Genomic DNA, 25,762 nt, shown 5'->3' on the forward strand with positions numbered 1-25,762 from the left:
GGTTCATCCGGGATCTTGATGACCACTCCGAGATTGAATTAAACCCGCCCCACCCCCATCAGAAAATTAATCAACCGGATATATCAAATGACAAGTTGCTCGTTTGTGGGACACCATTGCTGTAGTTGGAGGATTACCAGAACGCAGAACAGATTCTATTTTGTTTTTGTAGTGTCGTTAATCTTCTGATAAAGATAATCGAGCAATTCTCTAACTGTCAAACCAATTTTTTCTGCTTCATAGTCTGATATCTCAATTTCAAATTCCTCTCCTATAGCCATAAAAAGCTCGAGGATCTGTAATCCCCATGTATCATCTAAAGCCAAATCGTCTACAAGATGGCTGTCTAAATTTACATCTTCTTCATCGACTCCTGATTCTTCAGCCAATACCCTTCGTAGTTGGAGAAAAATTTCGGCTTTATTTTTATTCCCATCAAATTGTTTGAGAAACTCCGCTTGTTCGCGCAACTCGGCTTCACGTTTAGCTTCTTCTGCCGCTTTTCGTTCAGCTTGTTCACGCAACTCGGCTTCACGTTTGGCCTGTTCTGCCGCTTTTCGTTCGGCTAAACGTTTGGCTTCTTCTGCTTTTCGTTCGGCTTGTTCACGCAACTCGGCTTCACGTTTGGCCTGTTCTGCCGCTTTTCGTTCGGCTAAACGTTTGGCCTGTTCTGCCGCTTTTCGTTCGGCTTCAAGCTGAACTTTATGCCTCATCTTTTCAAGGCGAGAAATAACGATATCCCTGACTCTAGTAAAATCGGCTTGAAAACCGCTCTGTTGATAGATTTTGGTTGCCACGTCCCAAACAATTTTATCAACATTAGATTCCATGAATCTTAGATTTTCATCCGTTGGAGTGGCGATTTTATCCAAACAAAGATTAGCCGCCATATCCAGTATCTTTAATTGATATTCCTTTTCGGATTCATTCATGATCGGATAGGAACTCCAAAAATGAGGGCAGCCAACAGAATATTAATTTTAAGAGCGACTAACAACTAACGGGATTTACCCCCTTCCCTTTCCTCGTAGGAGAGGGTTAGGGAGAGGTGGAGAGGGCGTTGCGGTGAGGTAGGGAAGGGGGTTGGGGGGTTAGGTTCTACAATTTCTGGTTGAGAATGAAAACACCCTACTTAAAAAGGGGGGATAAACCCGTCTCGACCCCCACCCACTGCGATCAGAGCGATCGCACGGGTTGACATCATTTTCTATAGCCATAGGAAGTTGTAGCATATCCATCTTCATCCAAATCGTTTGAAATATCTTTGAGAAAAATTTCGTCTTTCAACTCGACTGAGCCTGTGGCCTGTTCTGCCACTTCTCGTTCGGCTTGTTCGCGAACTCGGCTAAACGTTGGGCTTCTGCCACTTTTTGTTCGGCTTGTTCGCGCAACTTAGCTAAACTTTTGGCTTCTGCTGCTTTTCGTTCGGTTTGTTCGCGCAACTTGGCTAAACGTTTGGCTTCTGGCACCACTGTTTTTGTAGTGTCGTTAATCTTCGGATAAATATAATCGAGCAATTCTCTAACTATGCAAGAATTGTAGCCATAAAGACCAATTTTTTCTGCTTCATCGTCTGGTATCTCAATTTCAAATTCCTGTTCTATAGCCACAGAAAGGAGTAGCATATCCGCCCAATCTGCACCCAAATAGTGTTTAATATCGCTGTCTAAATTTACCTTTTCTTCATCGAGTCTTAATTCTTTGACCAATACCCATCGCAGTTTGAGAAAAATTTCGGCTTTATTTTTATTCCCATCAAATTGTTCTATAAAGTCGGCTTGTTCTAGAAACTCGGCTAAACGTTTGGCTTCTGCTGCTTCTCGTTCGGCTTGTTCGCGCAACTCGGCTAAACGTTGGGCTTCTGCTGCTTCTCGTTCGCCTTGTTCGCGCAACTCGGCTTCACGTTTAGCCTGTTCTACCGCTTTTCGTTCCCCTTTAAGCTGAATTTGATGCCTGATCTTTTCAAGGCGAGAAATAATGATATCCCTGACCCTTGCAAAATCGGCTTTAAAACCGCTCTGTTGATAGATTTGGGTACCCACGTCCCAAACAATTTTATCAACGTTAGATTCGATAAATCTTAGATTTTCATCCGTTGGAGTGGCGATTTTATCCAGACAAAGATTAGCTGCCATATCCAGTATCTTTAATTGATATTCGTTTTCTAATTCATTCATAATCGGATAGGAACCTCAAAAAGGAGGGCGGCGAACAGAATTTGAATTTGTTGAGCGATCGCCTCAAAAATAACCGATGATAGACCTTTCTGAATGGCGGAGTTTTCCACTAAAAACTAACCACTTCCCTTTCCTAACCCCCCTTTTTAAAGCAGCAGGGGGGATAAACAAATTGGGATTAAATCATCGGCGTTTCAACGACTTCGTGATGGTGTCCGTGACAGTGACCTTGACCTCGGTGACGTTTCCCTTGTCTGCATCCTACCGTTGACGTTAACACCACCTGCTGAAGTTCTGCCAAGAGTTGATGCACTTTTTTCCATTCTACCGCATCCGGGGAAGCCGCATCACATTGTTCTTGCCAACGATTGATGACGTCTTGTAGGTCGTTTTCTGGGAAATTCCCCACCAACTCTCCATTATCCAACTGTCGCGTAATTTCGAGTAACTGGTCTTTTAGCGCCATCGGCACCCGAATGGTTTGCGTCGCCCCATGTCTCCAAGCCCCCCGACGTCCGGCGCCCTGACGACATCCTCCTCTTCCGTGCATATTGGTTAAACTCCTAACGTTTGATAGATTCATCTTAGCCTATTTTTTGATTATGTGACAATATCTAAAATAGCACTATAGAGGAAAATATAGATTTTGTGACATAACCATAGACTTTGAACAATGTTGTAGCGCTTTAGGGCAAATTCCGATAGCCCCACAACAACTTAGTGGAGGTTATTCTCAATAAAATCAACGGTCTTAAAAGTTTAACAAAGTTTTCCTTAAGCTGTGACTGATTTATTCCTTGAATTTTGCTTAAAAAAGCCCTGTTTAAACAATTGCATATTATTCTCAATAGGAAATTTTAGATATTTTAAAACTTTCCTAAATTCCTTGCTACAAAAGGCTTAGGAGACAACACATAGACGTTTTAAATAAATTTTTGTAAAATAAAAACGATTAGACTTGTCATCAGAACAATAAAGCATTAAGCTAGAATTATAACCAGACTTAACCTCTGCTTAAACTTAGTAAAACAGCTTTGAGGAAGTTGGGTTTAGCATCTACTTTAGATTCCCCAAGGAGGTGGAAAATGACCAATAGGACCCTGCAACCTTTTCATCCATCAATTGAAGTGGTTCATGCAACGTCAGGGCGTGTGCGAATTAAAGTCCGGGGTCACTTAGAAACCGTCGCCCAACAGTTGCGACAAATTGAGGGAATTTACAGCGTTATTTTGCATCCTCAGACAAACAATTTAGTCTTGAAATTTGACACTCAAAAGCTGTCCCTGTATGAACTTTTAGCCCAATTAACCGCTTCTCCTTGTGAGTTAGAAAATAATAGCATTTCTTCTGCGGAAACCGTGATATTCACCCCAACACCTCAACCCTCAACAGAAATCATTGAAACGTTAATTCGGATGAGTGCAGCGATGCTATTAAACCGTCATTTAGGGATTAGCGGTTGGGTGTCGCTTCCCGTTTCCTATGCAACCAGTCAAGTCACGGCTAAAGTGATTAATGGAGTTAAACCCCAACTCAAAAATATTACACAGTTCACCTCTAATTCTCAGCCAACAGAAGAAAAAAATATAGAAATTACCGTGATTCATTCTACACCCGGACGAATCAGATTGCGAGTTCCACAAGTGAAAAAAGATTCGCGCTACGCCAAACGCTTAGAAAGATTTGCCGAACAAATTTCGGGTATTAAAGACATTAATATCAATCTCACAACCGCTTCTGTGAGTATCATTCATCAGTTTAAAAATAATGCTATACTAGAATCAGAGTTAAACCGTTTGTTTGAAAAAGTCGCAGAAACACAACCGAGTTTTTCTGAGATTTTAACCCCGTCTGTCCCAACAATTTCTGAAGTCAAAGTCGCCCCAGTTGTTGAGGAAGCTAAACCCGAAGTCAAAGTTGAGAAACTTGTACAGAGAGTTACTGAAAAAACCGTCAATTCTACGCCGAAAGTTCCTGAAAAAACGAGTATATTTTCAGGATTTAAGTCCTCTATGCTGACGATGTTTTTAAACTTCATGGCAGGTCGTCCCATGCCTCAAACCGTCAGTTAGTCAAAAAAGTTTTCAATCCCTTTGAATAAAGCGAGGAAATCAGTCATGGCACATCTTCATCTATTAAGAACCTTCAAACAAACTTCACTGACAACAGCAGCATTTGGAGTCGGGGCGTTAGTCTTAGTTCCCCTCTTACTTCCAGTTGCCAAAACGGTTGCAAAAGCGAGTATTAAAAGCGGCGTTAAACTCTATCAGAACGGACAAAAAACCTTAGCCGAAGTGGGAGAACTTTGGCAAGATACAGTCGCCGAAGCTGAAGCCGAAATTGCGGCTCAAAATCCTGGAAAACAAACCATCAATATTGAAGTTTCTGGGAATTAATCATTGTATTTGGTAGGAGTTCCCCCTCTTATGTCCTGAGAGGGGAGAAATTCAACATTAACATCGAGACGTGAGAACGGTTATAATAAAAGCTCATGTGATTAGCTGTAATAACTCTCACTCCTAAAGCTCTATGGTTTCAACTGTTCCCATCCGCAATAGCGTTAACCTCTCTCAACTGCGATTAGAGATTCGCAATCTGCAACCCCAATTAGTCGAATGGCGGCGCCGTCTTCATCAACGTCCTGAACTTGGGTTTAAAGAACAGTTAACCGCAGAATTTATTTCTGAAAAATTAAAAAGTTGGGGAATCGAACATCAAACTGAAATTGCCAAAACCGGAATCGTCGCAACAATAAATAGTGGTCAACCGGGGCCTGTTTTAGCGATTCGGGCGGATATAGATGCCTTACCTATTCAAGAACAAAATCAAGTGTCTTATAAGTCCCAACATGATGGAATCATGCACGCTTGCGGACATGACGGACACACGGCAATTGCATTAGGAACAGCTTATTATTTAGCCCATCATCGCCAAGACTTCAAAGGAATTGTTAAAATCATCTTTCAACCCGCAGAAGAAGGCCCCGGCGGCGCTAAACCGATGGTTGAAGCAGGAGTGTTAAAAAATCCTGATGTTGATGGGATTATTGGGTTGCATTTATGGAATAATTTACCATTAGGAACAGTCGGAGTGAGAAGTGGTGCATTAATGGCAGCCGTAGAACTGTTTGAATGCACCATTCAAGGCAAGGGCGGACATGGTGCCATGCCCCATCAAACGGTGGATTCAATTGTTGTTGCTTCCCAAATTGTCAACGCTTTACAAACCATTGTAGGTCGCAATGTTGACCCGTTAGATGCCGCAGTCGTAACAGTCGGTTCATTTCATGCCGGACACGCGAATAACGTGATAGCAGACTCGGCAAAAATGACCGGAACCGTGCGATATTTTAACCCCAAATATGCGGGATTTTTTGGCAAACGCATCGAAGATATTATCGCTGGAATTTGTCAGGGTCAAGGGGCGAGTTATCACTTAAATTATTACTCCTTTTATCCGCCTGTAATTAATGATAGTCAGATGGCAGATTTAGTCAAAAGTGTAGCAGAAACCGTTATCGAAACCCCACTCGGAATTGTTCCCGACTGTCAAACAATGGGCGGGGAAGATATGGCATTTTTCCTGCAAGAAGTTCCCGGTTGCTATTTCTTTTTAGGTTCAGCAAACCCTGAGAAAGATTTAGCCTACCCTCATCATCATCCTCGGTTTGATTTCGATGAAACAGCATTAGGAATGGGCGTCGAAATATTTGTCCGTTGTGTCGAAAAATTTTGTTATTAGAAATGACTAAACCATGAAAAAAATCGTAATAGGATTAATTCGGGGATACAAGATGTTTATCTCACCCTTGTTACCCCCCTCTTGTCGATATCACCCCACTTGTTCAGTCTATGCGATGCAGGCTGTTGAACGATTTGGGGTGATGCAAGGCGGTTGGTTAGCCATTCGACGAATTTTGCGTTGTCATCCGTTTCACCCCGGCGGGTATGACCCCGTTCCGCCAAAAAATAAGAAGTAAAACACAAACTCCTAGACACAGAAAATACCACAAGCAACTCTTTGTGTCTTTGTTTCTTCGTGGTCAATTTATCCATTTTTCCTTAACTTTCAATCACTTCTAAAACGCTTTTAGGAGATAACTTATCTTTAAACCAAACAATCCGAGCGGGAATATTATTCAGTTTAACTCCCGCTTTTTCTAGGTTTAAACGTTCGGAAATCGCTAAGACTAAATTATCACAGTCAGAATGACGAACTTGATAAAATTTCTTTTGTAAATATTCAGGACGCCAATACCCGACAATTTCTAATAAAAAGACCCGTCCATCGGGATGAACTAAACGAAAATCAGGAATCATTACACTTCCAGGAAGGGGAATTAGATCAACTTCTCGTTCAAGTTTCCAGTCGGTTTTGAGTGATTTCCAACGAGTTGCAAAAGACTCTTCTAACAGACTATCATAGGGCTTTCCAGGTGGATAATGACTGACTAAATCACAATCAGAATTCAGGCTAAAATAACCTGTACGCAAGACTCGACTATAAGGATCACGCTGTTGTAAAGTCGCTTTGAGACTCCATCGAGTCACATGAAGTAAAGCAGGAATCATTTTAGCTAAGGCTAAACCATAACGGGTACTGGGTTTAAATAAACTGGTTGGCCCGTCTAAAGTGAGCGTAAAACCATGTTCTGCATCTCCTTCAATATAAGTCATAACTTGAAATAATTTTAGATAGCGAAATAAGAGTTTATATTCGCCGGGATCATTTCGATAAGCGTTAATTTGAATGTCACTCGCTCGATAAAAAATTCCCTGAACTTGAGATAAATTATAGCGATGTAACAAGGCTTCTGGAGTCGGAGTATCAAACTGAGTTAGAATTTTATTTTCTTGTAAATCGGCATATAAACCCGCTCTAATTTCATCTAAAACCACTTCTCGTTTGAGTGTTTGAGATAAAGTTAAAGCCAGTTTTTCTAGGGTTTTTTCTGTATTTTCAGGACTAGGGATGGTTTTAGCGGCTAAGGTAAAAACCTGTTCTCGCAACTCAACAGGTTCGAGTGGACTGATAATTTCAAACGTACAAAAACCACTTTTCAGTAAATGAGCAAGTCCTCGTTTTATGCGATAATTTGGGCTATCTCCTTCAAATTCACTGAGACGTTGGTTGAGTTCTCCCTGTGTGGAATTTACGGAGTCTTGAAAACAGGAAATTACCTGATTTGCAACATCTAAATTTTGGGAGTCTATTTTGAGATGCAGGGGAATTAGGGTTTCTCCTAGTTGGCGATAACTTAATAAATCACTGGGTAACATTGGCTTGAAAACTATTGTAAATTAATTTCGCTAGCGCAAGTGTCTGGCTTGCTAGACATAAATTTTAGATGAACGGTTAAACGAACCCCAATCGTTTTAAATAAACCCCCTGTATATAAAATAAATGTAAATCTTTGGTAAAAGTGACGCTTTCTCTTTTACTTCTTAATACCTGCTTAACCTATACCCTATAAGTTTTACAGAAGATAATGCTCAAAAAATAATACCTTGACATCTTGATATTGCATTAAGTAATAATTTATGGTATGAAACAATCAACACCAAGCAAAATTATTGATGTGATTTTAGAATCTTATGCTTGACTTCACAGTAGTAATCTGCACTTATAACGGAGAACATCGTTTACCTCAAGTTCTAGATCGTCTGCTTGCTCAAGAAACAACCCAACCTCTCGTTTGGGAAATTCTAGTTATTGATAATAATAGCACAGATCATACTGAAAAAGTGGTTCGCAAGTATCAATCAGAATCTTCCCAAAATTCTCCTAAAATTCGATACTGCTTTGAACGGCAACAAGGGATTACATTTGCTCGACGTCTAGCGATTAAGGAAGCACAAAGCCCTTTAATTGGCTTTCTAGATGATGATAACTTACCTCGTAATGATTGGGTTGACTCGGCTTCTTCGTTTGCTCAATTGCATCCTAAAGCGGGAGCCTATGGCAGTCAAATCCAAGCGTTATATGAGGCGAACCCCCCGCAAAACTTTCATCGAATTGCTTGCTTTTTAGCGATTATTAATCGGGGAGAAGAAGCCTTTCGTTATGACTTATTAGAACGTTGGTTATTTCCGCCCGGTGCGGGTTTAGTGATTCGTAAACAAGTTTGGTTAGACTGCGTACCCGAAAAACCTTTTTTCACCGGAGTATCAGCACAGTCTTTACAAAATAAAGGCGAAGATATTGAAATTTTGTCTTATTTTAGAAAAAAAAGTTGGGAAATTTGGCACAATCCCCAGATGAAAGTAGATCATTATATTCCTAATAATCGTTTACAAAAATCTTATCTCGTCAAACTTTTACGGGGAATTGGTTTGAGTCGCTATTACACTCGAATGCTGCAACTTCCAGCTTGGAAAAAGCCTTTTTTTACGGTTATTTATCTTTTGAACGATCTTCGTAAATTTATCGTTCATTACTGGACTCATCACAAAGTTCTCAATACAGATTTAGTAGCTCGTTGTGAATTAGAATTTTTTTGGAGTAGCTTAATGAGTCCTTTTTATTATTTTTTAGTGAGAAAAGCATCATAAATTTATGCTAAAACCGATCATCTACTTTTACATCCCTCGTGATTTATTCCCTAAACAGTTTCCTCAAAATATAAATGAAAATTGGCCTGGATTTTGTCTAGGAATTTATGCTTGGACGTTGCAAACTTATCTCCGTTTAAAAGCGGATGGTTTTCCCTGTCAATTAGTTGATGAATTACCTCAGTCTGGAATTGTGATCGTTCATCGGAAGTGTCTTTACGTTCACAAACAGCTTAAGCCGGGGCAAAATTTACTCCTCATCTGTATGAAATCCGATGTAGATTTCTATCCCTACGCTCAACTTCATGTGGTACAAAATCCTCAAGAAGTATCAACAATAAACTCCAGATATTATATCCCTCATTGGACACAACCGGGATTAATTACTCGGGATTTTAAACGAGGGAAAACATTTAAAAATATTGTTTTTTTTGGACATATCAAAAATCTAACACCTGAACTTTCTAGTATTGAATGGCAAAATAAACTTGAGAAACTCGGCTTAAATTGGTGTCCAATTATTAATCAAAATCACTGGGCAGATTATGAAAAAATTGATAATCGTTGGAATGATTACAGTCAAGTTGACGCTGTGGTTGCTATTCGTAGTTTTGGAAAAGGAAATCAATATACCAATAAACCTGCAACCAAACTTTTTAATGCTTGGTTAGCGGGTGTTCCTGCTATTTTAGGGTATGAGTCAGCCTATCAAACTGAGGGAAAACCGAACTTAAATTATTTAGAAGTGACTTCGATGAATGAGTTGATTTCCGCTTTAAAAAAGTTAAAATATGATAGTAACTTTCGTCAAAACATAGTTAACAATGGTCAATTACAAGCACCAAAAATTCATCCTGAACAAATTACTAAAAAGTGGCGTTACTTTCTCACAGAAATTGCCATTCCTGCTTTTGAGGACTGGTGTTCAAAACCTCGTCGAGTTCAAAATATGATTCTCGAAACTCGTTATTTATCTTGGTTTATTCATCGAGGACAGTCTAAAATTGCATCCTTAGCATTAAATTTTAAACGATGAAACTATTTTATTATCAGCGAAAAGATAGAGCTAGTAATTTTGGAGATCAACTGAATAACTGGTTATGGCCCCAACTCCTACCCGGATTCTTTGATGAAGACGAAACAACGACGTTTATCGGTATTGGAACCTTACTAAATCAAATATTACCTCAACGAATACCCCAAGCCAAACAGTTAATTATTTTTAGTACAGGTGTGGGTTATGAACAGCCTTTAAAAACGTTAGATAAAAATTGGCAAGTTTACTGTGTTAGAGGTAAATTATCTGCAAAAAAATTAGGCTTATCAACCGATTTAGCAATTACAGATGGTGCCATTTTAACAAGACGTTTATATCAACCTTCCTTACAAAAAAGTTATCGTTATTCCTATATGCCGCACATTCATCATGCCACTTTTGCGGGGGAAATCTGGCAACGGATTTGTGAACAAATTGGCTTTCATTATATTGATCCTCGCGCCTCTGTTGATCAGGTTTTCTCTAGTATTAGCCAAACAGAGGTTTTACTGGCTGAAGCGATGCACGGTGCAATTATTGCTGATACTTTTAGGGTGCCTTGGATTCCGATGATTACCAGTCCGAGAATTCTAGCCTTTAAATGGCAAGATTGGTGTTCTTCAATGGGTGTAAAATACTCTCCTTATTCTCTTTCTCCCTTGGTGAAATCTTATCCTAAGTATGCTCGGGGAATACGTTCAACATTTCCAGCTTTAATTCATTGGAAAAATAGTTTCCTGCAATTTCCAAACATGAGTCAAATTTGGCAAGAACAAGAACAACTTTATGGAATACAACTGCTAAAAATTGCTGAAACGGGACGACAACAACTCAGTTCAGATGCAAAACTTGAACGCTTAACGGTTCAACTGGAAGAAAAGCTTGATTTATTGAGAACAGATTGGAGTTCTAAGTCTTGAGAATGAGTCAGTTGTTCTTCAACCCATTTTAGGTTAAATACATGGCGATAAATGTTATTTTTAACTTTTAGTAATCCTTCCTGTTTAGCCACTAACCCACTTAATAAAAGTTCAGTCTGTTCCCGACTATCATCAACTTCAATGTTTAAACCCTGTAGGATTTTCTGATAAATTTTGAGGAGAGTTTGAGTTTGCTTTTGATTGTAAATCAGTCGATTTTTTATCGTTCGTAAATGTTCAGGTTCATCTTGTATTTCCCAGGATCTTATAAGATAAGACTGCACAATATTTTCAATCCATAATCTTTCTTTCCCCTGGGGAATAGTAAGTATTTTATTAGAGTTTTGTTGACTTATTTTCCAAACTATCTGACAAATTTTTTGGGTTAAAAAAGGTTGTCCGCCTGTCCAAAAGAGAATTTCTTTGAGTACCGTTTCAGGCTGAGACACTTTTCCTTCTAATCCTTTGATGAGCGGTTGAATTTCTGTGCTTTTAAACCCTTGAAGTTCGATAGATGTACCAATCGAAAAAGGACTCTCAACGATATCTGTGACTAAATCTGAGGGTGTTGCTACGCCAAATACAGCAAAAATAAGACGGTTGTATTCAGGAGCAATCGTTCGTTGATCGTAGTAGAATCGAATCAAGCTAAAAAAATTATCTAAAGAAAACGGTAAACGCAGAAGACTATCAACTTCATCGATTAAAAACAATAGTTTTTTGTGAGGCAAATAAATCGTAATAATTTCTCTGATAAACTGATGAAATCGCTGAATCGGAGTGAGCGCTATATATTTTTCCCACCAAGTATGAAACTGAATTGTTTGAATTAAGTCTAACTCGATTAAAATTTGAAATAACAAGCATTTATACCAGCTTTCATCCTGTTTTTGTTCACCAGAAATACTGCTCATATCTAGAGAGATACAACAAAACCCTTCTGCTTCTAGATTTCGCTTCATTCTCACTAATAAAGATGACTTTCCCATCTGACGAGCTTCAAAAACAGAACAAAATTTTCCGCACTTGAGAGCGGTATAAAGTTGTCTGTCTGCGGCACGGATAACATAGCTGGGATCGTCACTTTTAAGACTTCCACCGACTTGATACTTAGAGAAAAACATTAGCACCCACCCGGTTTTTTCGTTAATATTAAACAGTCTAACTGACTGTACTCGCTTGAAACTGACTAACAGTGACTCGATTGCGCCCCTTTCTCTTGGATTGATACAATGCTCGTTCAGTTGCCTGTACAATGGCTCTATAATTTTCTTCTGCATTGGGAATCGTATTAGACACACCCAAACTCACCGTGACAAACTCTTCTGGAAAACCACCAAACTTCTGACTCTTAATTTCAATCGCTAAAGATTTTACCTTTTCACGGATTCTTTCAGCCACACAAACCGCCCCAGACAAATCAGTTCGAGGTAGCAAAATAGAAAATTCCTCTCCACCATAACGAGCAACAACATCATCTGGACGGTTAACAGATTCTCGAATTGCTCTAGCAATTTGCCGCAAACAATCATCCCCGGCTGAGTAGCCGTAAATTGTATTATAGATTTTGAAATAGTCAATATCACACAAGATAAAGGATAGGTTTGTTTGCTCTCGAGAGGCACGTTGCCATTCCATTTGAAGATAGCTATTGAAGTAACGTTGATTTGCCAATTGTGTCAACTCATCTAAATTACATAACTGTTGTAACTCTAGATTCTCTTTTTTTAACTGTTCAGAATCCGAAGATTCTTCAATCTTACTTATATCAGCAGGTGGGATAAAATTCGAGAGGGGAGTTTCCCCGTAGGTGGGTAAAAGTTGTTTGGTCAAATACAGACGGTACAATGCACAGCAAATCTGAACGCGATCGCCTTCTAAATTCACCAATCCTAAACTCTCTAATTGATGGGCTAAAATAGACTCAATCGTTACGCCGATCTCGCTTGCCACTATCTTTTGAAGTGCAGCTTTTAATTGAGGTTCGGCTTGAATTATCGCCAGCAAACGACGCAGATAATCATTATAAATTCCGGCTTCTGTTGAGGCTTGTTCTAACAATTTTTGCAAGCGATTTTGAGGATGATCAGAGGTTTCATTCTCGGACATGGGGTCAGCCGATTGCCAAGTTGATCTTTGATTGAGAGGATGTTCAGGAAAGGTCAAATGATAAAATGCAAGCTGAATTAAATAAGGATGTCCTCCGACCATATTCATCAGTTGTTCAATTTGAGTATTCCCCATCCAAGTCAATTCATATTGTTCAGCCAGTTGTTGAACTTGCTGAGGGGTAAAGGGGGGTAATGTTAAAGGTAAACCCACATTAAACGGCGATTGATGCAGTTTGAGCGGCAGGGAAATTTCTGTAGAATAGGTAACAATCAACCGCAGTTTTTGCCAAATATTGACCTTGCGAGCTTGTTCATGCCAAAATCGCAACAACGGAAAAAATTCTCCGGCTATTTCGGGGAATTCAAACAGCCGATCCACTTCGGTAAAAGCCAGAACAATTGGAGACTGAATTTGAGTCAAAATATAGCCTTGAAAATAGCTTGTGCAGCTCACTTTGCTCCCCATTTCTTCATCCCAATATTCATCGATCCTTGACTCTAAGTTTAATTCTCGCGTGACATTCATACTCAACCAACGCAAGAATTTATTGAGATCGCTAAAAATCACCCGATCCGCTTGTTGAAAGTCGATAATCACACTCTGGTAATTTTCCACTTCCGCTTGAGCCAGTAGATAAAAAATCAGAGAGCTTTTTCCCATTTTATGGGGTGCTCTGATGCGGATTAAACTACCCGGTTGAGTCATTTCCCCATAAGCAAGTTCCTCAATCGGAGGTCGAGGAATATAAAAGCTAGAATTGTGCAGTAAAGGACGATTGGGAAATTCTACAATGTTTGTTACCGAAAAGTCCGATGGGTTCTGGAGCAACTGCTGTTGAGCGAGGGTCAAGGAACGAGACTCCAATATTTGACGAAAACTGGTTTTGTTGATGGGTTCTCCCCAAGTTTCACTCAGTAATAACCATAATCGGGCTGCAACTTTCCGAATTCGTTCGGCTCCGTAAAAGGCATCCTTGGCAATTACTGTATAGGTTTTTCCCTCCCATGCTTGACGGAGTATGAGTTCTTGGAGAGAGGTTAAAGATTCCGACAGGGTAGCATTAAGCACCTGTATCACTTCGTCAATTGTCATTGAGAAGGCACACGAAGAAATTTTACGATGGTTTAGGTTCTGAGTATTCGACGATGATACTCGATATTTAATGTTATCTGAAAGTGGATAGCGGTTATTGATCTAACTTGATATCCTAGTGATGCGAGGTCGATTGTGTCTCCCCTGGAGAATCGCCTTTATGTAATCTTTTGAGCAATGCTTGATTGACTCCTCTGATTGAGTTTAGAACACTTAACAGGCACAATCTTCTCATAGATTGTTGGGAAAGTTTGTAGCTCTTTACAAATAAATTTCAGATTTTTCTGTTTGATAATGACTACAAAATAAGCTTGACAGTTTCCGTAATATGTGATAGCCTCTGCCCTGTTGGAAGACTTTAAAAGTTTGAGCCAGTTTCTAAAGAGAATCAGAAGAACAGAGAGAGAAAAATTCAATACCAGTGTTTTTAAACAGAAGGAAATTCGGTCATTCTATTCCAGTTTAATACTCAACTCCCGGCGGTTTTAGTGATTAGATTCCCAATTCTAACAGAATACACAAAAATCCGGTGAATGATTAACCCCCCTAGCCGTAAACCCAGCAGTTAACTCAGACCCAAGTTTACTCTAGTTGTACCTGAGAAGTCGGATAGCTGGGAGATAAAGCTACAATTTATAAAGACAATAAGAACAAATAGAACTGCTGAAAAAAAGCAGAACCCGTCATTGATAGGCTTAATGACTCCCAAATTTATAGCAGAGAAAGAGTTGATTAGGACACTGTTTTTCTGTCAAATCCTTTTCTGATAAAGGTTTCAATTCTGTCTCCTGTCTCCTGTCTCCTGATTTCTGCTATAGGTGCAGTTGTCAGCCTTTTCCCCAGGCAAAAGGGTGTAACCCCTGCCAATTAATTGTATTCTCCACTTGATCATCAGTTGAACAAACTTCCATGTGGAAAATCATTGTACAAAACCAGTTAGCTCTAAGTCTTCCGCTCGATCTCTGCACCAAGAAGCAATTTTCCTTCCTTTTATTACACGCAGGCGGCGATACCTTAATTGCTCTGATCTATTATTTGATCGCCCTGTTGCTCTATCGGCTTCAACAGCGACAGGATTTTCCCCATCAACGCTTCTACATCTGGATCAGTGTCTTTCTGTTTACTTGTGGAACCACAAAAATTCTTGACCTTTGGACATTCTGCTATCCTAACCCCTGGCTTACTGAACTCAGCAGAGCGATTTTCATTCTGGTGTTTGTTTACACCGCCTGGATCTTGTTCCTCAAACGGCCAACAGTCCTAACATTACCCACCCAAGCTCAGTTTACAGCCATTGACAAAACCCAAGAAGCCAATATTCAGCAACCCATTAAAACCGAAGAAGTCCTGAAAAAACTCGTCGCCGATACCGCCGCAGTCACCGGAACCCAATTCTTTTCGACTTTAGTCAAGCAACTCGCCACCATCCTAGAAGTTCCCAACGTTCTGATTACCCAAGTCAACCCTCAAAACCCAAACCAACTGAATATTATCGCTTTTTACTCCAACGGACAACTCCAACCCCAACTCCAATATCAGATGCTTGGGATGCCCTGTGAACTTGTCCTCAAAACCGCCAAAATCCAATTTTTAAACGATCACCTGCCAGAGCAATTTCCCCAAGCCTCAATCCTCAAAACCCTGGGCGTCGTCTCCTATCTGGGTGTTCCGCTATTAGATGGAGAACAACAAGCCATTGGTACTCTGTGCATTCTCAGCGACAAGCCCCTCACAGACGAAAACACCCTAACCGCGATTTTAAGCCTGTTTGCAGCCCGAGTCGTCGCCGAAATTCAACGTCAGCAAGCAGAAATTGCCCGCAATCAAGCCTATAATCAGTTAGAGATGCGAGTTCACCAAGCCACCGTCGGACTGCGATCGCGGACCGCCGAACTCGAACAAGAAATCCAAGAACGAGTCGCCGCCGAATTTAGCATCCTCACCAGTGGAATTCGCCTGAGAAAACAACAAACCGGACTCCTCGAACTCGCCCAAAGTCAAAGCATTTTTGAGGGAAATCTGGCGATCGCCATGAGCGAAATTACTCAAATTGCCGCCCGTACCCTAAATGTAGCCCGTTCCGGCATCTGGTTCTATAACACAGATCAATCAGAACTCTATTGTGCCTATTTGTACCCCAACTCAAGCGATTCTTCCCCAAAAACAGAAATCACCCTCCAGCGATCGCAATGTTCGGCCTACTTTGAAGCCATTAACGCTCAACGAGTGATCAGCGCTTCCAACGCCCACACCGACGAATGTACCCAACAACTGACTGTCTACCTGCAAAAAAACGCCATGATCGCCTTACTGACTGTTCCCATTCGCTGCAAAGGGCAAATTCTCGGTGTGATCAGCTTAGAAGACAGTCTAATCCGAGATTGGGCCATAGAAGAACAAAACTTTACCAGCTACCTGGCACAGATGACCTCTCTAGCTCTCGAAGCCCGCGATCGCAAACAAGCCGAAGCCGCCTTACAATCAAGTCAGCGCTGGGTGCAGCAAATCGCCGATGCTAGCCCCGGAATTTTGTATCTCTACGATCTCTCTCAACAACGCAACCTCTACACCAACCGTACCGTTGTCGATCTTTTGGGCTACACCGCCGCTCAAATTCAAGCAATGGATCAAACCCTATTTCAAATCTTGATGCACCCCGAGGACTTGGCAAGATTATCCGATTACTACTCTCAAATGCTGATTGGTTGTCAAGGCGATGTCTTTGAAATAGAATATCGCATCCAACACCGAGACGGACATTACCTGTGGTTCGTTAGTCGAGATACCGTTTTTAGTTACAGCGAGTCTGGACAACTCAAACAAATTCTCGGAACCGCAAATGATATTACCGAAATCAAGCAAGCCGAAGAAAAACTTCGCGCCAGCCAAGCCAGCCTCGCCACCGCTCAACAAGTGGCTCATGTGGGAAACTGGCAGTTAGACCTTCAGACTCACCAGATTATTTGGTCAGAAGAATTATTCCGCATCTTTGGTCTTGATCCGACTCAAAGAGAACCCCGTTATACTCAACTGATTAAGCAAATTCATCCTCAAGATCGACCCCTCTGGCGAAGTCAGCTTAAGCAACTCTTGAAGTTCGGAAAAGCCACTGAATTTGATTGTCGCATTATTCGACCTGATGGTTTGATCCGTCATATTGAAGCGCGAGGACAGGGCATTTTTAACGCTCAAAACCAAATTATCCAGGCGGTGGGTACAATTCTCGATATTACTGAACGCAAGCGTTCTGAACAAGCCCTGCGAAATATGGCTGAACGAGAGCGGGCTTTTTCCCAAGTCTTGCAACGAATGCGTCAGTCCCTAGATTTACAGAAAATTTTTAGTAGCACCACGGCTGAACTCCTACAAGCCCTCAACAGTCATCGAGTCGTTATTTATCAATTTTTACCCGACTGGAGTGGGGAATTTGTTGCTGAGTCTGTGACTCCCCAATGGCAGCCTTTACTCGGCTCAACGGCTTCTGCGGCTAGCATCGAAAATCTAGTTAATCAAACCCAATGCACCGTTCAACAGTTAGTCAGTATTCAAGACACCTATCTCCAAGAAACCCAAGGGGGTTTATATCAACAGGGCGTCACTTATCTCTGTGTTAATGATATTTACAAAACTGATTTTTCGAGTTGTTACATTGAATTATTAGAGAAATTTCACGCCCGAGCCTATATTACCGTTCCCATTTTTTGCGGAACTCAACTCTGGGGACTCTTAGCCACCTATCAAAATGATAGCCCCCGTCATTGGGAAGAATCTGAAATTCGCATGATGGTACAAATTGGCATTCAGTTAGGCGTCGCGGTTCAACAAGCTGAACTTTTAAGCACCACTCAACAGCAAGCCCAAGAACTTAAATACGCTAAAGAAATCGCTGATGCTGCTAACCGAGCCAAAAGCGAATTTTTAGCCAATATGAGTCACGAACTTCGTACCCCTCTGAATGCAATTCTCGGTTTTACTCAACTGATGCACCATGATCCGGCTTTATCTGGAGAGTATCAGCAATATCTCGATATTATTAGTCATTCCGGCGAACATCTGCTGAATTTGATTAACGATATTTTGGAAATGTCGAAAATAGAAGCCGGACAGGTCACACTCAACGAAAAAAGCTTTGATTTACACTATTTAATCAATAGTCTTGAAGAAATGCTGCGACTCAAAGCCCGCTCTAAACGCCTAGAATTGCGATTGGATTGTGATGTTAATGTGCCTCAATATGTCATAACAGACGAGAATAAGCTGCGTCAGGTTCTGATTAATTTATTAAATAATGCAATTAAATTCACAGAAAAAGGCACTGTCATCTTGCGCGTGAGTTCTCTGGAGTTTCCCCAACCCAACACCCTGATGTTTGAAGTCGAAGATACAGGTTTAGGGATTGCAGCTTCTGAATTTGATCGGTTATTTAAAGCCTTTAGTCAAACAGAAGCTGGCTTAAAATCTGGTGAAGGAACGGGCTTAGGTTTACCGATCAGTCAACGGTTTGTCCAACTGATGGGCGGAGAAATTACCGTTCGTTCTCAACCGGGAGTCGGGAGGATTTTTACGTTTAAGATTCCGGTTAAACTCACCGAAAAATCATCCGTTGAACCCGTTCATCCGACTCAAAAAGTTATCGGTTTAGCACCTCAGCAAAAAAGTTATCGAATTTTAGTCGTTGAGGATAAACTCACCAATCGTTTACTGTTACACAAATTGCTGCACTCGATAGGATTTGCAGTCAAAGAAGCCCATAATGGACAAGAAGCAATTAAGATTTGGTCAAGTTGGCAACCGGATTTAATCTTCATGGATATCCGAATGCCGATCATGAATGGTTATGAAGCCACTCAACATATCAAATCTACACCGAATGGCAATCCTACGATCATCATAGCATTAACCGCCAGCGCCTTTGAACAAGACCGACAAATGATTTTATCCGCCGGATGTGATGATTTTATTCGCAAGCCTTTTCAAGAAGAAGAACTACTCACTTTAATCAGTCGGCATTTGGGTGTACAATATGTTTATGCAAATTCTACAGATCAGAAACATTCCACTCAATCTAATCATGCTGAGTCAGAATTTGTCTTAGATTCCAATGCTTTAAATGTCATGTCTCAAGACTGGATTCAACAACTCTATCATGGGGCCGCTCAATGTAGCGATGTGCTAACGAATGAATTAATCGATCAAATTCCGCCAGAAAATATACAACTCGCCAATGAACTCCGAGAATTAGTTGATAATTTCCGCTTTGATCGAATTATGGAACTTGTTCAAAATTGAGCGATTTTTCATCTTTTCTCTGGCAGGAGACTCCCGTTATAATCTTCGATTTAACGAGAGAGGAATGCCAGTCCTTTATGTAGGTTTACAACTAGGTGACTTGAATAGCGAAGTAAACAAGTATTTTTGTCGTTTACTCCTTGCTTTAGTCTTTTTTTCTTCGGAAAAAACTGATACAAATCGTTAGCACTGATATAACCCTTGAGGGTAGAACGCTTAGTTTTGTATTCAACGTAGTCCCCGTTTTTGAAAGAATGCGTTCCATCAAACCCACCATAAGTATCACGGACTCCACCTTTTTGAACAGTTAAGTCGTGCATTTTACGGGGTCTTGAAGGAAGACGTTCTGTACTACTTTTGCCTTGCCATCTCTAACCCAACGCCTTGCCCTAGATGCTTTGGTAGGCATCGCTGGTGAGCCATCGGGATTGAGAACGGGTAGACGCTTGTTAAACATTGGAGATAATCCAGTTAACTGTACTTGTTGGATTCCCAACTACACCTCGCCCATTCTTTGCCGCGATTCCCAACAACTGGTTGGGTCAAACAGGGAGTCCTTGCGCTCTGTGGCACAAGGAAGTGTGTAACGTCAAAGAACTCAGTGGGCTATTCAGCTTGCTTACTGCTTGGAGTCCAGTGTTTCTCCGCAAGCTCCCGTTATAATCTTCGATTTAACGGGAGAAGCTGACTAACTTTGATGGACGGTTCTTACTTTTATCCCGGTTTGAGCGTGAATATTTTCCGCTAAAGCTTCTAAAACAGCCGGACTCACACATTTTAACTGACGAACTTCGTAAAGACGATCCTCTGTGATGCTATGATTTTCTCGTCCATCGAGTTGACGTTTAACAGGTTTAGGACGAGTTGGAGTATTCAGTTGAATTTCCCTTGGGGCGATCGCTTGAATTCGGCGAATATATTCAGCCACAGTGGGTTCATCCCAAGCCGATAAGATCATCGTTTGAATCCCTAATTCTCCCGGATACTCCGCCGAAAACTGTTCAATTCCCGCCCCTAAATCCGTAAAATTTACCCGATGATCCGCTCGGTTGACTCGTCTTAAGCCAGCCGCCGAAACTGCATCCAGTTTAACCGAGACTCGATCGGCTAATGCTAATTCTGAACGCACTGTAGGATCATTTAACAGCGTCCCATTGGTTAATACTAAAGTCGGACGATGGGTTAATGCTTTAATTTCCCTTAAAATTTCCCCTAAATTCACCGCTAACGTCGGTTCACCACTCCCACTGAGAGTAATAATATCCACATCCCAAGGAGTAAACTGTTTTAACTCCTCTAAAATTTGTGAGGTGGGAATATATTCTCGGCGATCGCAAGTGATCTGTTCAATTTCTCCGAGTTGACAATAAACACAATTAAACGAACAAGTTGACACCCCACCAATCGGATCAATACCCAGCGATCGCCCATATCGCCAAGAGGAAACCGGGCCGTAAACCGCAGAAAAGGAGTCTGCTGCTAGATTTGCCATAATTTTAATTCTCGCGTCCTAGCCTAGATTGTAGACCCCCCACAATAGAGCTGCCACCATCAACAACATGACGATTCCCATCGCTCCCGCTAACGGTTGATCGGCGATACCTGTCACCCACTGCGGAACCCGACGACTATAGGTTAATCTTCCCAGGGTTTGTAAACTCGTCATTCCCCAAATCAAACCTGCGTGTAAACCGATAGCTAAACCCAGTTGACCCTGATCGCAGACACAAGCGAGGGTTAATACCATTCCCATTAACCCGAGTCCAGGGAGTTGTGGAATTACGTCTCGAACTTGCCAAATTAAGTGAGTCAAGGCAAAAATCAGACTGGTAATTGCTGCCGCACTAATGATGGCGTAGTCTTGTTGAAGTTGATACTGTACAAAACCTCGAAAGACAAATTCCTCTGTTGTACTAATCCAAAATGCGAGTAATAGAATTGACAGCGCTGTACCGATGATTGCTGGGGTGGGTTTAAGATGGGGGTGCCAGTTCATCCAGCCAAAAACCCACTCGACTCCAAATAACACGATTAAGCTGAGAATTGCTAAACTCCAACCGATCATTAAAGAAATCCCCGTTTGGGCTTGCCACACCCAGCCATAATCTAAAAATGACTGATGTTCAACCTTAGAGATGTTCCAGATAATCAAGGGAACCATCAAATAAAGTGAAGCCAGCAAAATCGACTTTTGTTTTTCGTTCAAGGGTTGAGGCGGATGCCAATTCAGTGCGATCGCGGTACCGATAGCAATTGGCAACCACAACAGTCCCCAAACCCAGAAAAATAGAGTCACTTTGATGATCGCACCTGCATTCAGCAGTTCCGTGAGATTCATGTTCCCGTTGCGATCAATAAACGAGTGTTTTACTCTTCTTCAGCTTCACTGCCATTTTTCTCATCACCGTCATCAACTTGAATCAGATGAATATGTTTGTATCCTAACTTAATATCAAATTCATCACCCGGCCTTAATCCCATTTCTTTGGTATAAGTTGAACCGATGACGATTTGACCATTTTTGTGAACGCTGACCATATAGGTTGGGGCGCGTCCACGACCATCGCCCGTACCATCTGGACTCAGAGGAATTCCCCGTGCTTTGAGAACGGCATCATAAAAATCCGTCAGATTCACACGGACTTGGTTATCTTTTGTAACACTGTAATATCCACAGAGTCTTGCTGTTTCTCGGCGCGGAAGGTGAGAAAGTTCTTTGACTTTTTGAAGTAAAGCCTTTCCGGTCAGGGGTGCTGTTGCTGCTTTAGACATCGTTTGACAAAATCTCCATTTGGCATTAAAAACATTCAGTCAGTCCTATGTATGTTTCGGGCTGCTAAAAATAATATATACTTAAATTTATCAATTTGACAAAATTTTTTTGGTTAATCTTGTGAAGATTGTGATTATTCCGTAAAGTCATTGCTCAACAGAAGAAAAATTGCTATCCTCCTGGGGATTTAAGGGAAAAATCTCGGCTGAAATTCTGCCCAAGGGATAGGCTGTCTGGGCTGATATCCGACAATTTCAGTAATAGGTTATAGGCATCTTGACTCAATTTGTCCAGCCCGGAACGCCAAGAGCTGCCTCTATTTTAAAACCGACAAATCGGCTATAGGGTCTCAATACGAGGTCAGGAGAGCGTTAATTTCCGGGCAACAGCTTCAGCCAGATGAAACGGTCTGGTCTGGTGTGACTTGCCAATATTGGGTCAGTTTGTCTTGACAACAACAGCAAGGGTAGACCAGCAATTGCCAATCCCCTCAGAAAATAGACGGAATTCTTAAAAATTTCCAATGATCAAACGTCCTCACTCTGTTCTGGATCGCTCAAACCCTTGACAGAAGAAACCCCAGGGGCGGTTTACAGTCGTTTACACCTTTCTAAGTTTCCCTGTTTCCCGAAGCGTTAAGGATTATGATTGACAACTCATTCACAAAGCTGTATCACTTCCTACGACAAATCATCAAGAATCATTAAACTGACGTTGCAGTTCTTTAAGAGATTGGTAAATTTCGGGTAGACGCTTGCGAATCGCAGAAACTTTCAGATAGAGTTTATTGGGAATAGCGGGTGAATCCGAAACAATCTCTCCGGCTTTTACACTGTTATGAATTCCGGCTTGGGCTGTGGCGATCGCACCGTCTCCAATTTGCGCTTGGTTGGCGACTCCCACCTGACCTGCTAAAATCACTTGATTTCCCACAATTACCCCCCCAGCCAAGCCCACTTGCGCCGCAAACGCACAATTTTTTCCCACCTGACAACCGTGACCAATATGCACAAAATTATCGAGTTTTGTATTTTTTCCGATGCGCGTTTCTCCGACTGCGGGACGATCGATGGCACTATTAGAACCCACTTCCACCCCATCTTCTAACACCGTCACCCCGGACTGTTCCATCTTGAACCAGCCTTCAGGGGTGGGAACGAAGCCAAACCCTTCGCCGCCAATTACCGCCCCGCTCTGAATCACACAGTCAGCCCCAATTTGGCTGCGTTCGTGAATGGTACAATTGGCATGAAGAATACTGCGATCGCCAATTGTGACTTGAGGATAAATCGTCACATGGGGATGAATACAGACGCCATCACCAATGCTTACACCTGCTTGAATCACCACATAAGGGCCGATATAAACTTCAGTCCCAATGGTTGTATCTGGGTCAATAATCGCAGTCGGATGAATACTCGGTGCAGGTCGAAACGGTTGATAAAATAAGCGAATGGCTTCAGCGAAGACTAAACGCGGTTGAGGCGTTGATAACCAAGCAATCCCCAATTGGGTCGCTTGAGTTTGTAGCGTTTCATCCACAGGTAAAATTAAGGCACTGGCAGCAGTTTTCTGGAGGTGGGCGGCAAATTTCGGCCCTTCAATATAACTCAGCATTCCCGGTAAGGCGCGATCAATCGCATCTACGCCGAAAAGATCTTGATCGCTCGACGAGGCCGTTATCAGACTATGCTGAGTGATAGAAGAACTGAGTTTTTTAAGCAATTCACTAAATTTCATCTTTTCTCTCGGCGGTCGACCCTCGCTAAAAGCGACGGGAGGAAAGCCGTGCCTCCCATAGTTGTATAATTGAAAAATACCGAAATACAAAAATCAAGTAATCGGTTTAGCACCTTGAAAACTCGAGTTAGGGGGTTCCAATCAGGAAAGCTTGATTGGGTAAAAACTCTAAGCAACAAGTACAAAGTCTGACAAGACACCGTACCGCCGGGCTGGCGGAATCGGGACTCTGCAATGGGTCGAAAGTCTGTGGACATGACGTAAGACGGGGACATAATCAACCCAGGTTGGTAGTGTACGCAGATGTGGGTGAAGCAGAAACCTAGATTGTGAAGTCTAGGAATCCCTCGCTAAAAGCGAGGGGAGGATGTCAAGGAAGACTTGATTCTATTAAACTCCACACACCATTCCTAAAAATAAAACCTACCTTTGTAGGTTTAGCCTGACAACCGCACAAAGCCGTTTAATCGGCTAGCCTAAACAGCAGTTGTCTGTTTAAGCTCAACAAAAGTTCCTGACTGCCATTTGATTCATGGCGTCTTTTGGGGCAATTGTACGATTAAAACAGAACAATCAGCATGATGGAGTGCATAATTGCTGACACTCCCCAAAATCAATTCACTTAAGCCTGAATATCCTCGACGTCCCATAATGATTAAATCGGCATTCCATTCCCTAGCGGCTTGGCAAATTTGCCGCCCTGGTTTACCGGAGAGTTGAGAATACTCGGCGATCACTCCCGAGTCAATCCCTTGTTGGCTATAGATTTTCAGCGTCTCCAACCCCTTTTGTACATATTCTTGCCATCGTTTTTGATAGCTTTTGAGAGTTTCTAATTCTACCATTTCGTAGTAGCTTAAACCTGTTATTCCTTCGACAATTGCACTTCCTTGTTCATCCGACGAGAGAACGTGCAGTATCATCAGCTTGGCTTGACAGAGTTTTGCCATTGATAACGCTTTCTCAAACACGATCTCACTGACTGGAGACAGATCGATAGCCACTAAAATTTTTTCAAACATCTTGCTCTCCCCCATAAGTTTGACGATGGAATTGAGGAAATCCAACCTCCAACTCAAGTCGAGCGATTGTTAGTTTTTCCTGACTTTCCTGCAAAAATCGATGATTTCTTCGACTAGAACCTCGGCCTAGCGATCGTCAAATGAGGGAGACAGTCCCCCTAGCAGATGCACAAAAAGTGTATCCGTTTCTTCGGGAGATTGTCTGGAACAAAAGAGCAACTTTTGTGACCAGACCGACGCTCTATAAATTTTCACTGTCCGCTTTTAATTTAATCATACTATAAACCGATTAACCCTTTCTATTTGTGTAAGTTTTCTTAAAACTTTTCAGGCGTAAAAGAAAAAAACGCCCTGAAAAAACGGGTTACAGGTTACAGGCTACAGGTTACAGTGTAGAAGTGGGTTGAATTGCCAAATCAATCAATAATTGCTGCTGAGGAATTCCGTCAACCTGCCTGTATCTTCAAAGATCAATCAATCGTCTCAGCTTCGACATCGACAACGGTTTGACTCGCCGTTGAACCTTGACTGACTTTTGCGTTAGAGTCTTCTTCAGAGACTTGACCTGTTAAAGATCGAGTATAATCAACGAACATCTGATACACTTCAGAAAACAAAATCGTCAAGAGAACGACATCATCAATTTGTCCGACAATCGGGATGATGTCCGGTGAGATATCAAGGGGACTGAGTAAGTAGACCAAGGTTCCTAAAATCACCCATCCCCGAGATTTAGGATTACGGATGATACCTCGATAGAGGTTATACAAAGCTTGAATAGAAATACGCATAGAATCAGAAAAGAACAATTGCCGACAATATTTTATTGTGCCGAACCTTAAACAGTGACCAGTTATCAGTGACCAGTGAACAGTAACCAGTTACCAGTTATCAGTGACCAGTGACCAGTAACCAGTCAACAGGGAACAGGGAACAGGGAACAGGGAACAGTGACCAGTTACCAGTTATCAGTGACCAGTGAACAGTAACCAGTCAACAGGGAACAGGGAACAGGGAACAGGGAACAGTGACCAGTTACCAGTTATCAGT

Annotated in this window: 22 protein-coding genes; 8 read left to right on the plus strand and 14 right to left on the minus strand. The window is 41.6% G+C overall.

Annotated elements, in window-relative coordinates; translation table 11 throughout:
* Positions 1–155 precede the first annotated feature (155 nt).
* The 3 genes from WN50_RS35085 to WN50_RS01420 form a co-directional block, all read right to left on the minus strand.
* Positions 156–932 carry a phosphopantetheine-binding protein gene (locus WN50_RS35085; RefSeq protein ID WP_049557555.1) on the minus strand — a complete coding sequence of 259 codons (777 nt, stop codon included), beginning with the start codon at positions 930–932 and terminating at the stop codon, positions 156–158.
* Between the two features lie 351 nt (positions 933–1,283).
* Positions 1,284–2,177, minus strand: coding sequence for an acyl carrier protein (locus tag WN50_RS01415; protein ID WP_049557558.1), 894 nt, complete (start codon positions 2,175–2,177; stop codon positions 1,284–1,286).
* Positions 2,178–2,355: 178 nt separating this feature from the next.
* Positions 2,356–2,727 carry a hypothetical protein gene (locus WN50_RS01420; RefSeq protein ID WP_046279097.1) on the minus strand — a complete coding sequence of 124 codons (372 nt, stop codon included), beginning with the start codon at positions 2,725–2,727 and terminating at the stop codon, positions 2,356–2,358.
* Between the two features lie 535 nt (positions 2,728–3,262).
* Here WN50_RS01420 and WN50_RS01425 point away from each other — a divergent pair.
* The 4 genes from WN50_RS01425 to yidD all read left to right on the plus strand — a co-directional run bounded on the left by WN50_RS01425 (position 3,263) and on the right by yidD (position 6,156).
* A complete protein-coding gene (locus WN50_RS01425; RefSeq protein WP_046279098.1) occupies positions 3,263–4,249 on the plus strand; it encodes an HMA2 domain-containing protein in 987 nt (328 codons plus the stop codon).
* 45 nt (positions 4,250–4,294) lie between these two features.
* A complete protein-coding gene (locus WN50_RS01430) occupies positions 4,295–4,573 on the plus strand; it encodes a DUF5132 domain-containing protein (RefSeq protein ID WP_049557561.1) in 279 nt (92 codons plus the stop codon).
* Positions 4,574–4,706: 133 nt separating this feature from the next.
* Entirely contained in the window at positions 4,707–5,918 is a 1,212-nt protein-coding gene (locus WN50_RS01435) for a M20 metallopeptidase family protein (RefSeq protein WP_046279100.1), read from the plus strand.
* A gap of 13 nt (positions 5,919–5,931) precedes the next feature.
* A complete protein-coding gene (yidD, locus tag WN50_RS01440) occupies positions 5,932–6,156 on the plus strand; it encodes a membrane protein insertion efficiency factor YidD (RefSeq protein WP_046279101.1) in 225 nt (74 codons plus the stop codon).
* Between the two features lie 82 nt (positions 6,157–6,238).
* On the opposite strand, the gene WN50_RS01445 is transcribed toward yidD, so the two are convergent.
* The gene (locus WN50_RS01445; protein WP_046279102.1) at positions 6,239–7,456 is read right to left on the minus strand and encodes a DUF790 family protein; all 1,218 of its coding nucleotides are present in this window, start codon (positions 7,454–7,456) and stop codon (positions 6,239–6,241) included.
* 315 nt (positions 7,457–7,771) lie between these two features.
* On the opposite strand from WN50_RS01445, the gene hpsE reads away from it, so the two are divergent.
* Genes hpsE through WN50_RS01460 form a run of 3 tightly spaced genes read left to right on the plus strand, consistent with a single transcriptional unit; the run spans position 7,772 to position 10,684 of the window.
* Positions 7,772–8,728: a hormogonium polysaccharide biosynthesis glycosyltransferase HpsE gene (hpsE, locus tag WN50_RS01450; protein ID WP_046281180.1), complete on the plus strand. Its 957-nt coding sequence runs from the start codon at positions 7,772–7,774 to the stop codon at positions 8,726–8,728.
* A 4-nt stretch (positions 8,729–8,732) separates the two neighbouring features.
* Positions 8,733–9,764 carry a hypothetical protein gene (locus WN50_RS01455; RefSeq protein WP_046281181.1) on the plus strand — a complete coding sequence of 344 codons (1,032 nt, stop codon included), beginning with the start codon at positions 8,733–8,735 and terminating at the stop codon, positions 9,762–9,764.
* The gene (locus tag WN50_RS01460; protein ID WP_046281182.1) at positions 9,761–10,684 is read left to right on the plus strand and encodes a polysaccharide pyruvyl transferase family protein; all 924 of its coding nucleotides are present in this window, start codon (positions 9,761–9,763) and stop codon (positions 10,682–10,684) included. The genes WN50_RS01455 and WN50_RS01460 overlap by 4 nt, the downstream gene beginning before the upstream one ends.
* On the opposite strand, the gene WN50_RS01465 is transcribed toward WN50_RS01460, so the two are convergent.
* Complete coding sequence (locus WN50_RS01465; RefSeq protein ID WP_053221413.1) at positions 10,630–11,808, minus strand: AAA-like domain-containing protein; 1,179 nt, start codon at positions 11,806–11,808, stop codon at positions 10,630–10,632. The genes WN50_RS01460 and WN50_RS01465 overlap by 55 nt on opposite strands.
* Before the next feature lie 37 nt (positions 11,809–11,845).
* Positions 11,846–13,888 carry an AAA-like domain-containing protein gene (locus WN50_RS01470; protein WP_049557565.1) on the minus strand — a complete coding sequence of 681 codons (2,043 nt, stop codon included), beginning with the start codon at positions 13,886–13,888 and terminating at the stop codon, positions 11,846–11,848.
* A 909-nt stretch (positions 13,889–14,797) separates the two neighbouring features.
* On the opposite strand from WN50_RS01470, the gene WN50_RS01475 reads away from it, so the two are divergent.
* Positions 14,798–19,177 (plus strand): GAF domain-containing protein, encoded by a 4,380-nt coding sequence (locus tag WN50_RS01475; protein ID WP_049557568.1) that lies wholly within the window; start codon positions 14,798–14,800, stop codon positions 19,175–19,177.
* Positions 19,178–19,227: 50 nt separating this feature from the next.
* Here the strand turns inward: WN50_RS01475 and WN50_RS35670 are convergent, their stop codons facing one another.
* The 8 genes from WN50_RS35670 to WN50_RS01510 all read right to left on the minus strand — a co-directional run bounded on the left by WN50_RS35670 (position 19,228) and on the right by WN50_RS01510 (position 25,503).
* The gene (locus WN50_RS35670) at positions 19,228–19,497 is read right to left on the minus strand and encodes a hypothetical protein (RefSeq protein WP_046281184.1); all 270 of its coding nucleotides are present in this window, start codon (positions 19,495–19,497) and stop codon (positions 19,228–19,230) included.
* Positions 19,485–19,634: an RRXRR domain-containing protein gene (locus WN50_RS37290; RefSeq protein WP_082172232.1), complete on the minus strand. Its 150-nt coding sequence runs from the start codon at positions 19,632–19,634 to the stop codon at positions 19,485–19,487. Before WN50_RS37290 ends, WN50_RS35670 begins: the two co-directional genes overlap by 13 nt.
* A gap of 231 nt (positions 19,635–19,865) precedes the next feature.
* On the minus strand, positions 19,866–20,669 hold the full coding sequence (locus tag WN50_RS01485; RefSeq protein WP_046281185.1) for a radical SAM protein: 804 nt from the start codon (positions 20,667–20,669) through the stop codon (positions 19,866–19,868).
* A gap of 18 nt (positions 20,670–20,687) precedes the next feature.
* Entirely contained in the window at positions 20,688–21,515 is an 828-nt protein-coding gene (locus WN50_RS01490; RefSeq protein ID WP_046281186.1) for a CPBP family intramembrane glutamic endopeptidase, read from the minus strand.
* A gap of 29 nt (positions 21,516–21,544) precedes the next feature.
* Positions 21,545–21,949: an AbrB family transcriptional regulator gene (locus WN50_RS01495; protein WP_046281187.1), complete on the minus strand. Its 405-nt coding sequence runs from the start codon at positions 21,947–21,949 to the stop codon at positions 21,545–21,547.
* A gap of 694 nt (positions 21,950–22,643) precedes the next feature.
* Positions 22,644–23,690 carry a UDP-3-O-(3-hydroxymyristoyl)glucosamine N-acyltransferase gene (gene lpxD / locus WN50_RS01500; RefSeq protein ID WP_046281188.1) on the minus strand — a complete coding sequence of 349 codons (1,047 nt, stop codon included), beginning with the start codon at positions 23,688–23,690 and terminating at the stop codon, positions 22,644–22,646.
* 530 nt (positions 23,691–24,220) lie between these two features.
* Positions 24,221–24,712 (minus strand): universal stress protein, encoded by a 492-nt coding sequence (locus WN50_RS01505; protein WP_046281734.1) that lies wholly within the window; start codon positions 24,710–24,712, stop codon positions 24,221–24,223.
* Positions 24,713–25,182: 470 nt separating this feature from the next.
* Positions 25,183–25,503 carry a YkvA family protein gene (locus WN50_RS01510; protein ID WP_046281733.1) on the minus strand — a complete coding sequence of 107 codons (321 nt, stop codon included), beginning with the start codon at positions 25,501–25,503 and terminating at the stop codon, positions 25,183–25,185.
* Between the last annotated feature and the right edge of the window lie 259 nt (positions 25,504–25,762).

This window comes from Limnoraphis robusta CS-951, from assembly GCF_000972705.2.

What these genes read in the sequence shown, in the direction of transcription:
- WN50_RS35085 (WP_049557555.1), bottom strand. Translation starts at nt 932, where the DNA reads ATGAATGAATCCGAAAAGGAATATCAATTAAAGATACTGGATATGGCG.
- WN50_RS01415 (WP_049557558.1), bottom strand. Translation starts at nt 2,177, where the DNA reads ATGAATGAATTAGAAAACGAATATCAATTAAAGATACTGGATATGGCA.
- WN50_RS01420 (WP_046279097.1), bottom strand. Translation starts at nt 2,727, where the DNA reads ATGCACGGAAGAGGAGGATGTCGTCAGGGCGCCGGACGTCGGGGGGCT.
- WN50_RS01425 (WP_046279098.1), top strand. Translation starts at nt 3,263, where the DNA reads ATGACCAATAGGACCCTGCAACCTTTTCATCCATCAATTGAAGTGGTT.
- WN50_RS01430 (WP_049557561.1), top strand. Translation starts at nt 4,295, where the DNA reads ATGGCACATCTTCATCTATTAAGAACCTTCAAACAAACTTCACTGACA.
- WN50_RS01435 (WP_046279100.1), top strand. Translation starts at nt 4,707, where the DNA reads ATGGTTTCAACTGTTCCCATCCGCAATAGCGTTAACCTCTCTCAACTG.
- yidD (WP_046279101.1), top strand. Translation starts at nt 5,932, where the DNA reads ATGAAAAAAATCGTAATAGGATTAATTCGGGGATACAAGATGTTTATC.
- WN50_RS01445 (WP_046279102.1), bottom strand. Translation starts at nt 7,456, where the DNA reads ATGTTACCCAGTGATTTATTAAGTTATCGCCAACTAGGAGAAACCCTA.
- hpsE (WP_046281180.1), top strand. Translation starts at nt 7,772, where the DNA reads ATGCTTGACTTCACAGTAGTAATCTGCACTTATAACGGAGAACATCGT.
- WN50_RS01455 (WP_046281181.1), top strand. Translation starts at nt 8,733, where the DNA reads ATGCTAAAACCGATCATCTACTTTTACATCCCTCGTGATTTATTCCCT.
- WN50_RS01460 (WP_046281182.1), top strand. Translation starts at nt 9,761, where the DNA reads ATGAAACTATTTTATTATCAGCGAAAAGATAGAGCTAGTAATTTTGGA.
- WN50_RS01465 (WP_053221413.1), bottom strand. Translation starts at nt 11,808, where the DNA reads ATGTTTTTCTCTAAGTATCAAGTCGGTGGAAGTCTTAAAAGTGACGAT.
- WN50_RS01470 (WP_049557565.1), bottom strand. Translation starts at nt 13,888, where the DNA reads ATGACAATTGACGAAGTGATACAGGTGCTTAATGCTACCCTGTCGGAA.
- WN50_RS01475 (WP_049557568.1), top strand. Translation starts at nt 14,798, where the DNA reads ATGTGGAAAATCATTGTACAAAACCAGTTAGCTCTAAGTCTTCCGCTC.
- WN50_RS35670 (WP_046281184.1), bottom strand. Translation starts at nt 19,497, where the DNA reads ATGCACGACTTAACTGTTCAAAAAGGTGGAGTCCGTGATACTTATGGT.
- WN50_RS37290 (WP_082172232.1), bottom strand. Translation starts at nt 19,634, where the DNA reads ATGTTTAACAAGCGTCTACCCGTTCTCAATCCCGATGGCTCACCAGCG.
- WN50_RS01485 (WP_046281185.1), bottom strand. Translation starts at nt 20,669, where the DNA reads ATGGCAAATCTAGCAGCAGACTCCTTTTCTGCGGTTTACGGCCCGGTT.
- WN50_RS01490 (WP_046281186.1), bottom strand. Translation starts at nt 21,515, where the DNA reads ATGAATCTCACGGAACTGCTGAATGCAGGTGCGATCATCAAAGTGACT.
- WN50_RS01495 (WP_046281187.1), bottom strand. Translation starts at nt 21,949, where the DNA reads ATGTCTAAAGCAGCAACAGCACCCCTGACCGGAAAGGCTTTACTTCAA.
- lpxD (WP_046281188.1), bottom strand. Translation starts at nt 23,690, where the DNA reads ATGAAATTTAGTGAATTGCTTAAAAAACTCAGTTCTTCTATCACTCAG.
- WN50_RS01505 (WP_046281734.1), bottom strand. Translation starts at nt 24,712, where the DNA reads ATGTTTGAAAAAATTTTAGTGGCTATCGATCTGTCTCCAGTCAGTGAG.
- WN50_RS01510 (WP_046281733.1), bottom strand. Translation starts at nt 25,503, where the DNA reads ATGCGTATTTCTATTCAAGCTTTGTATAACCTCTATCGAGGTATCATC.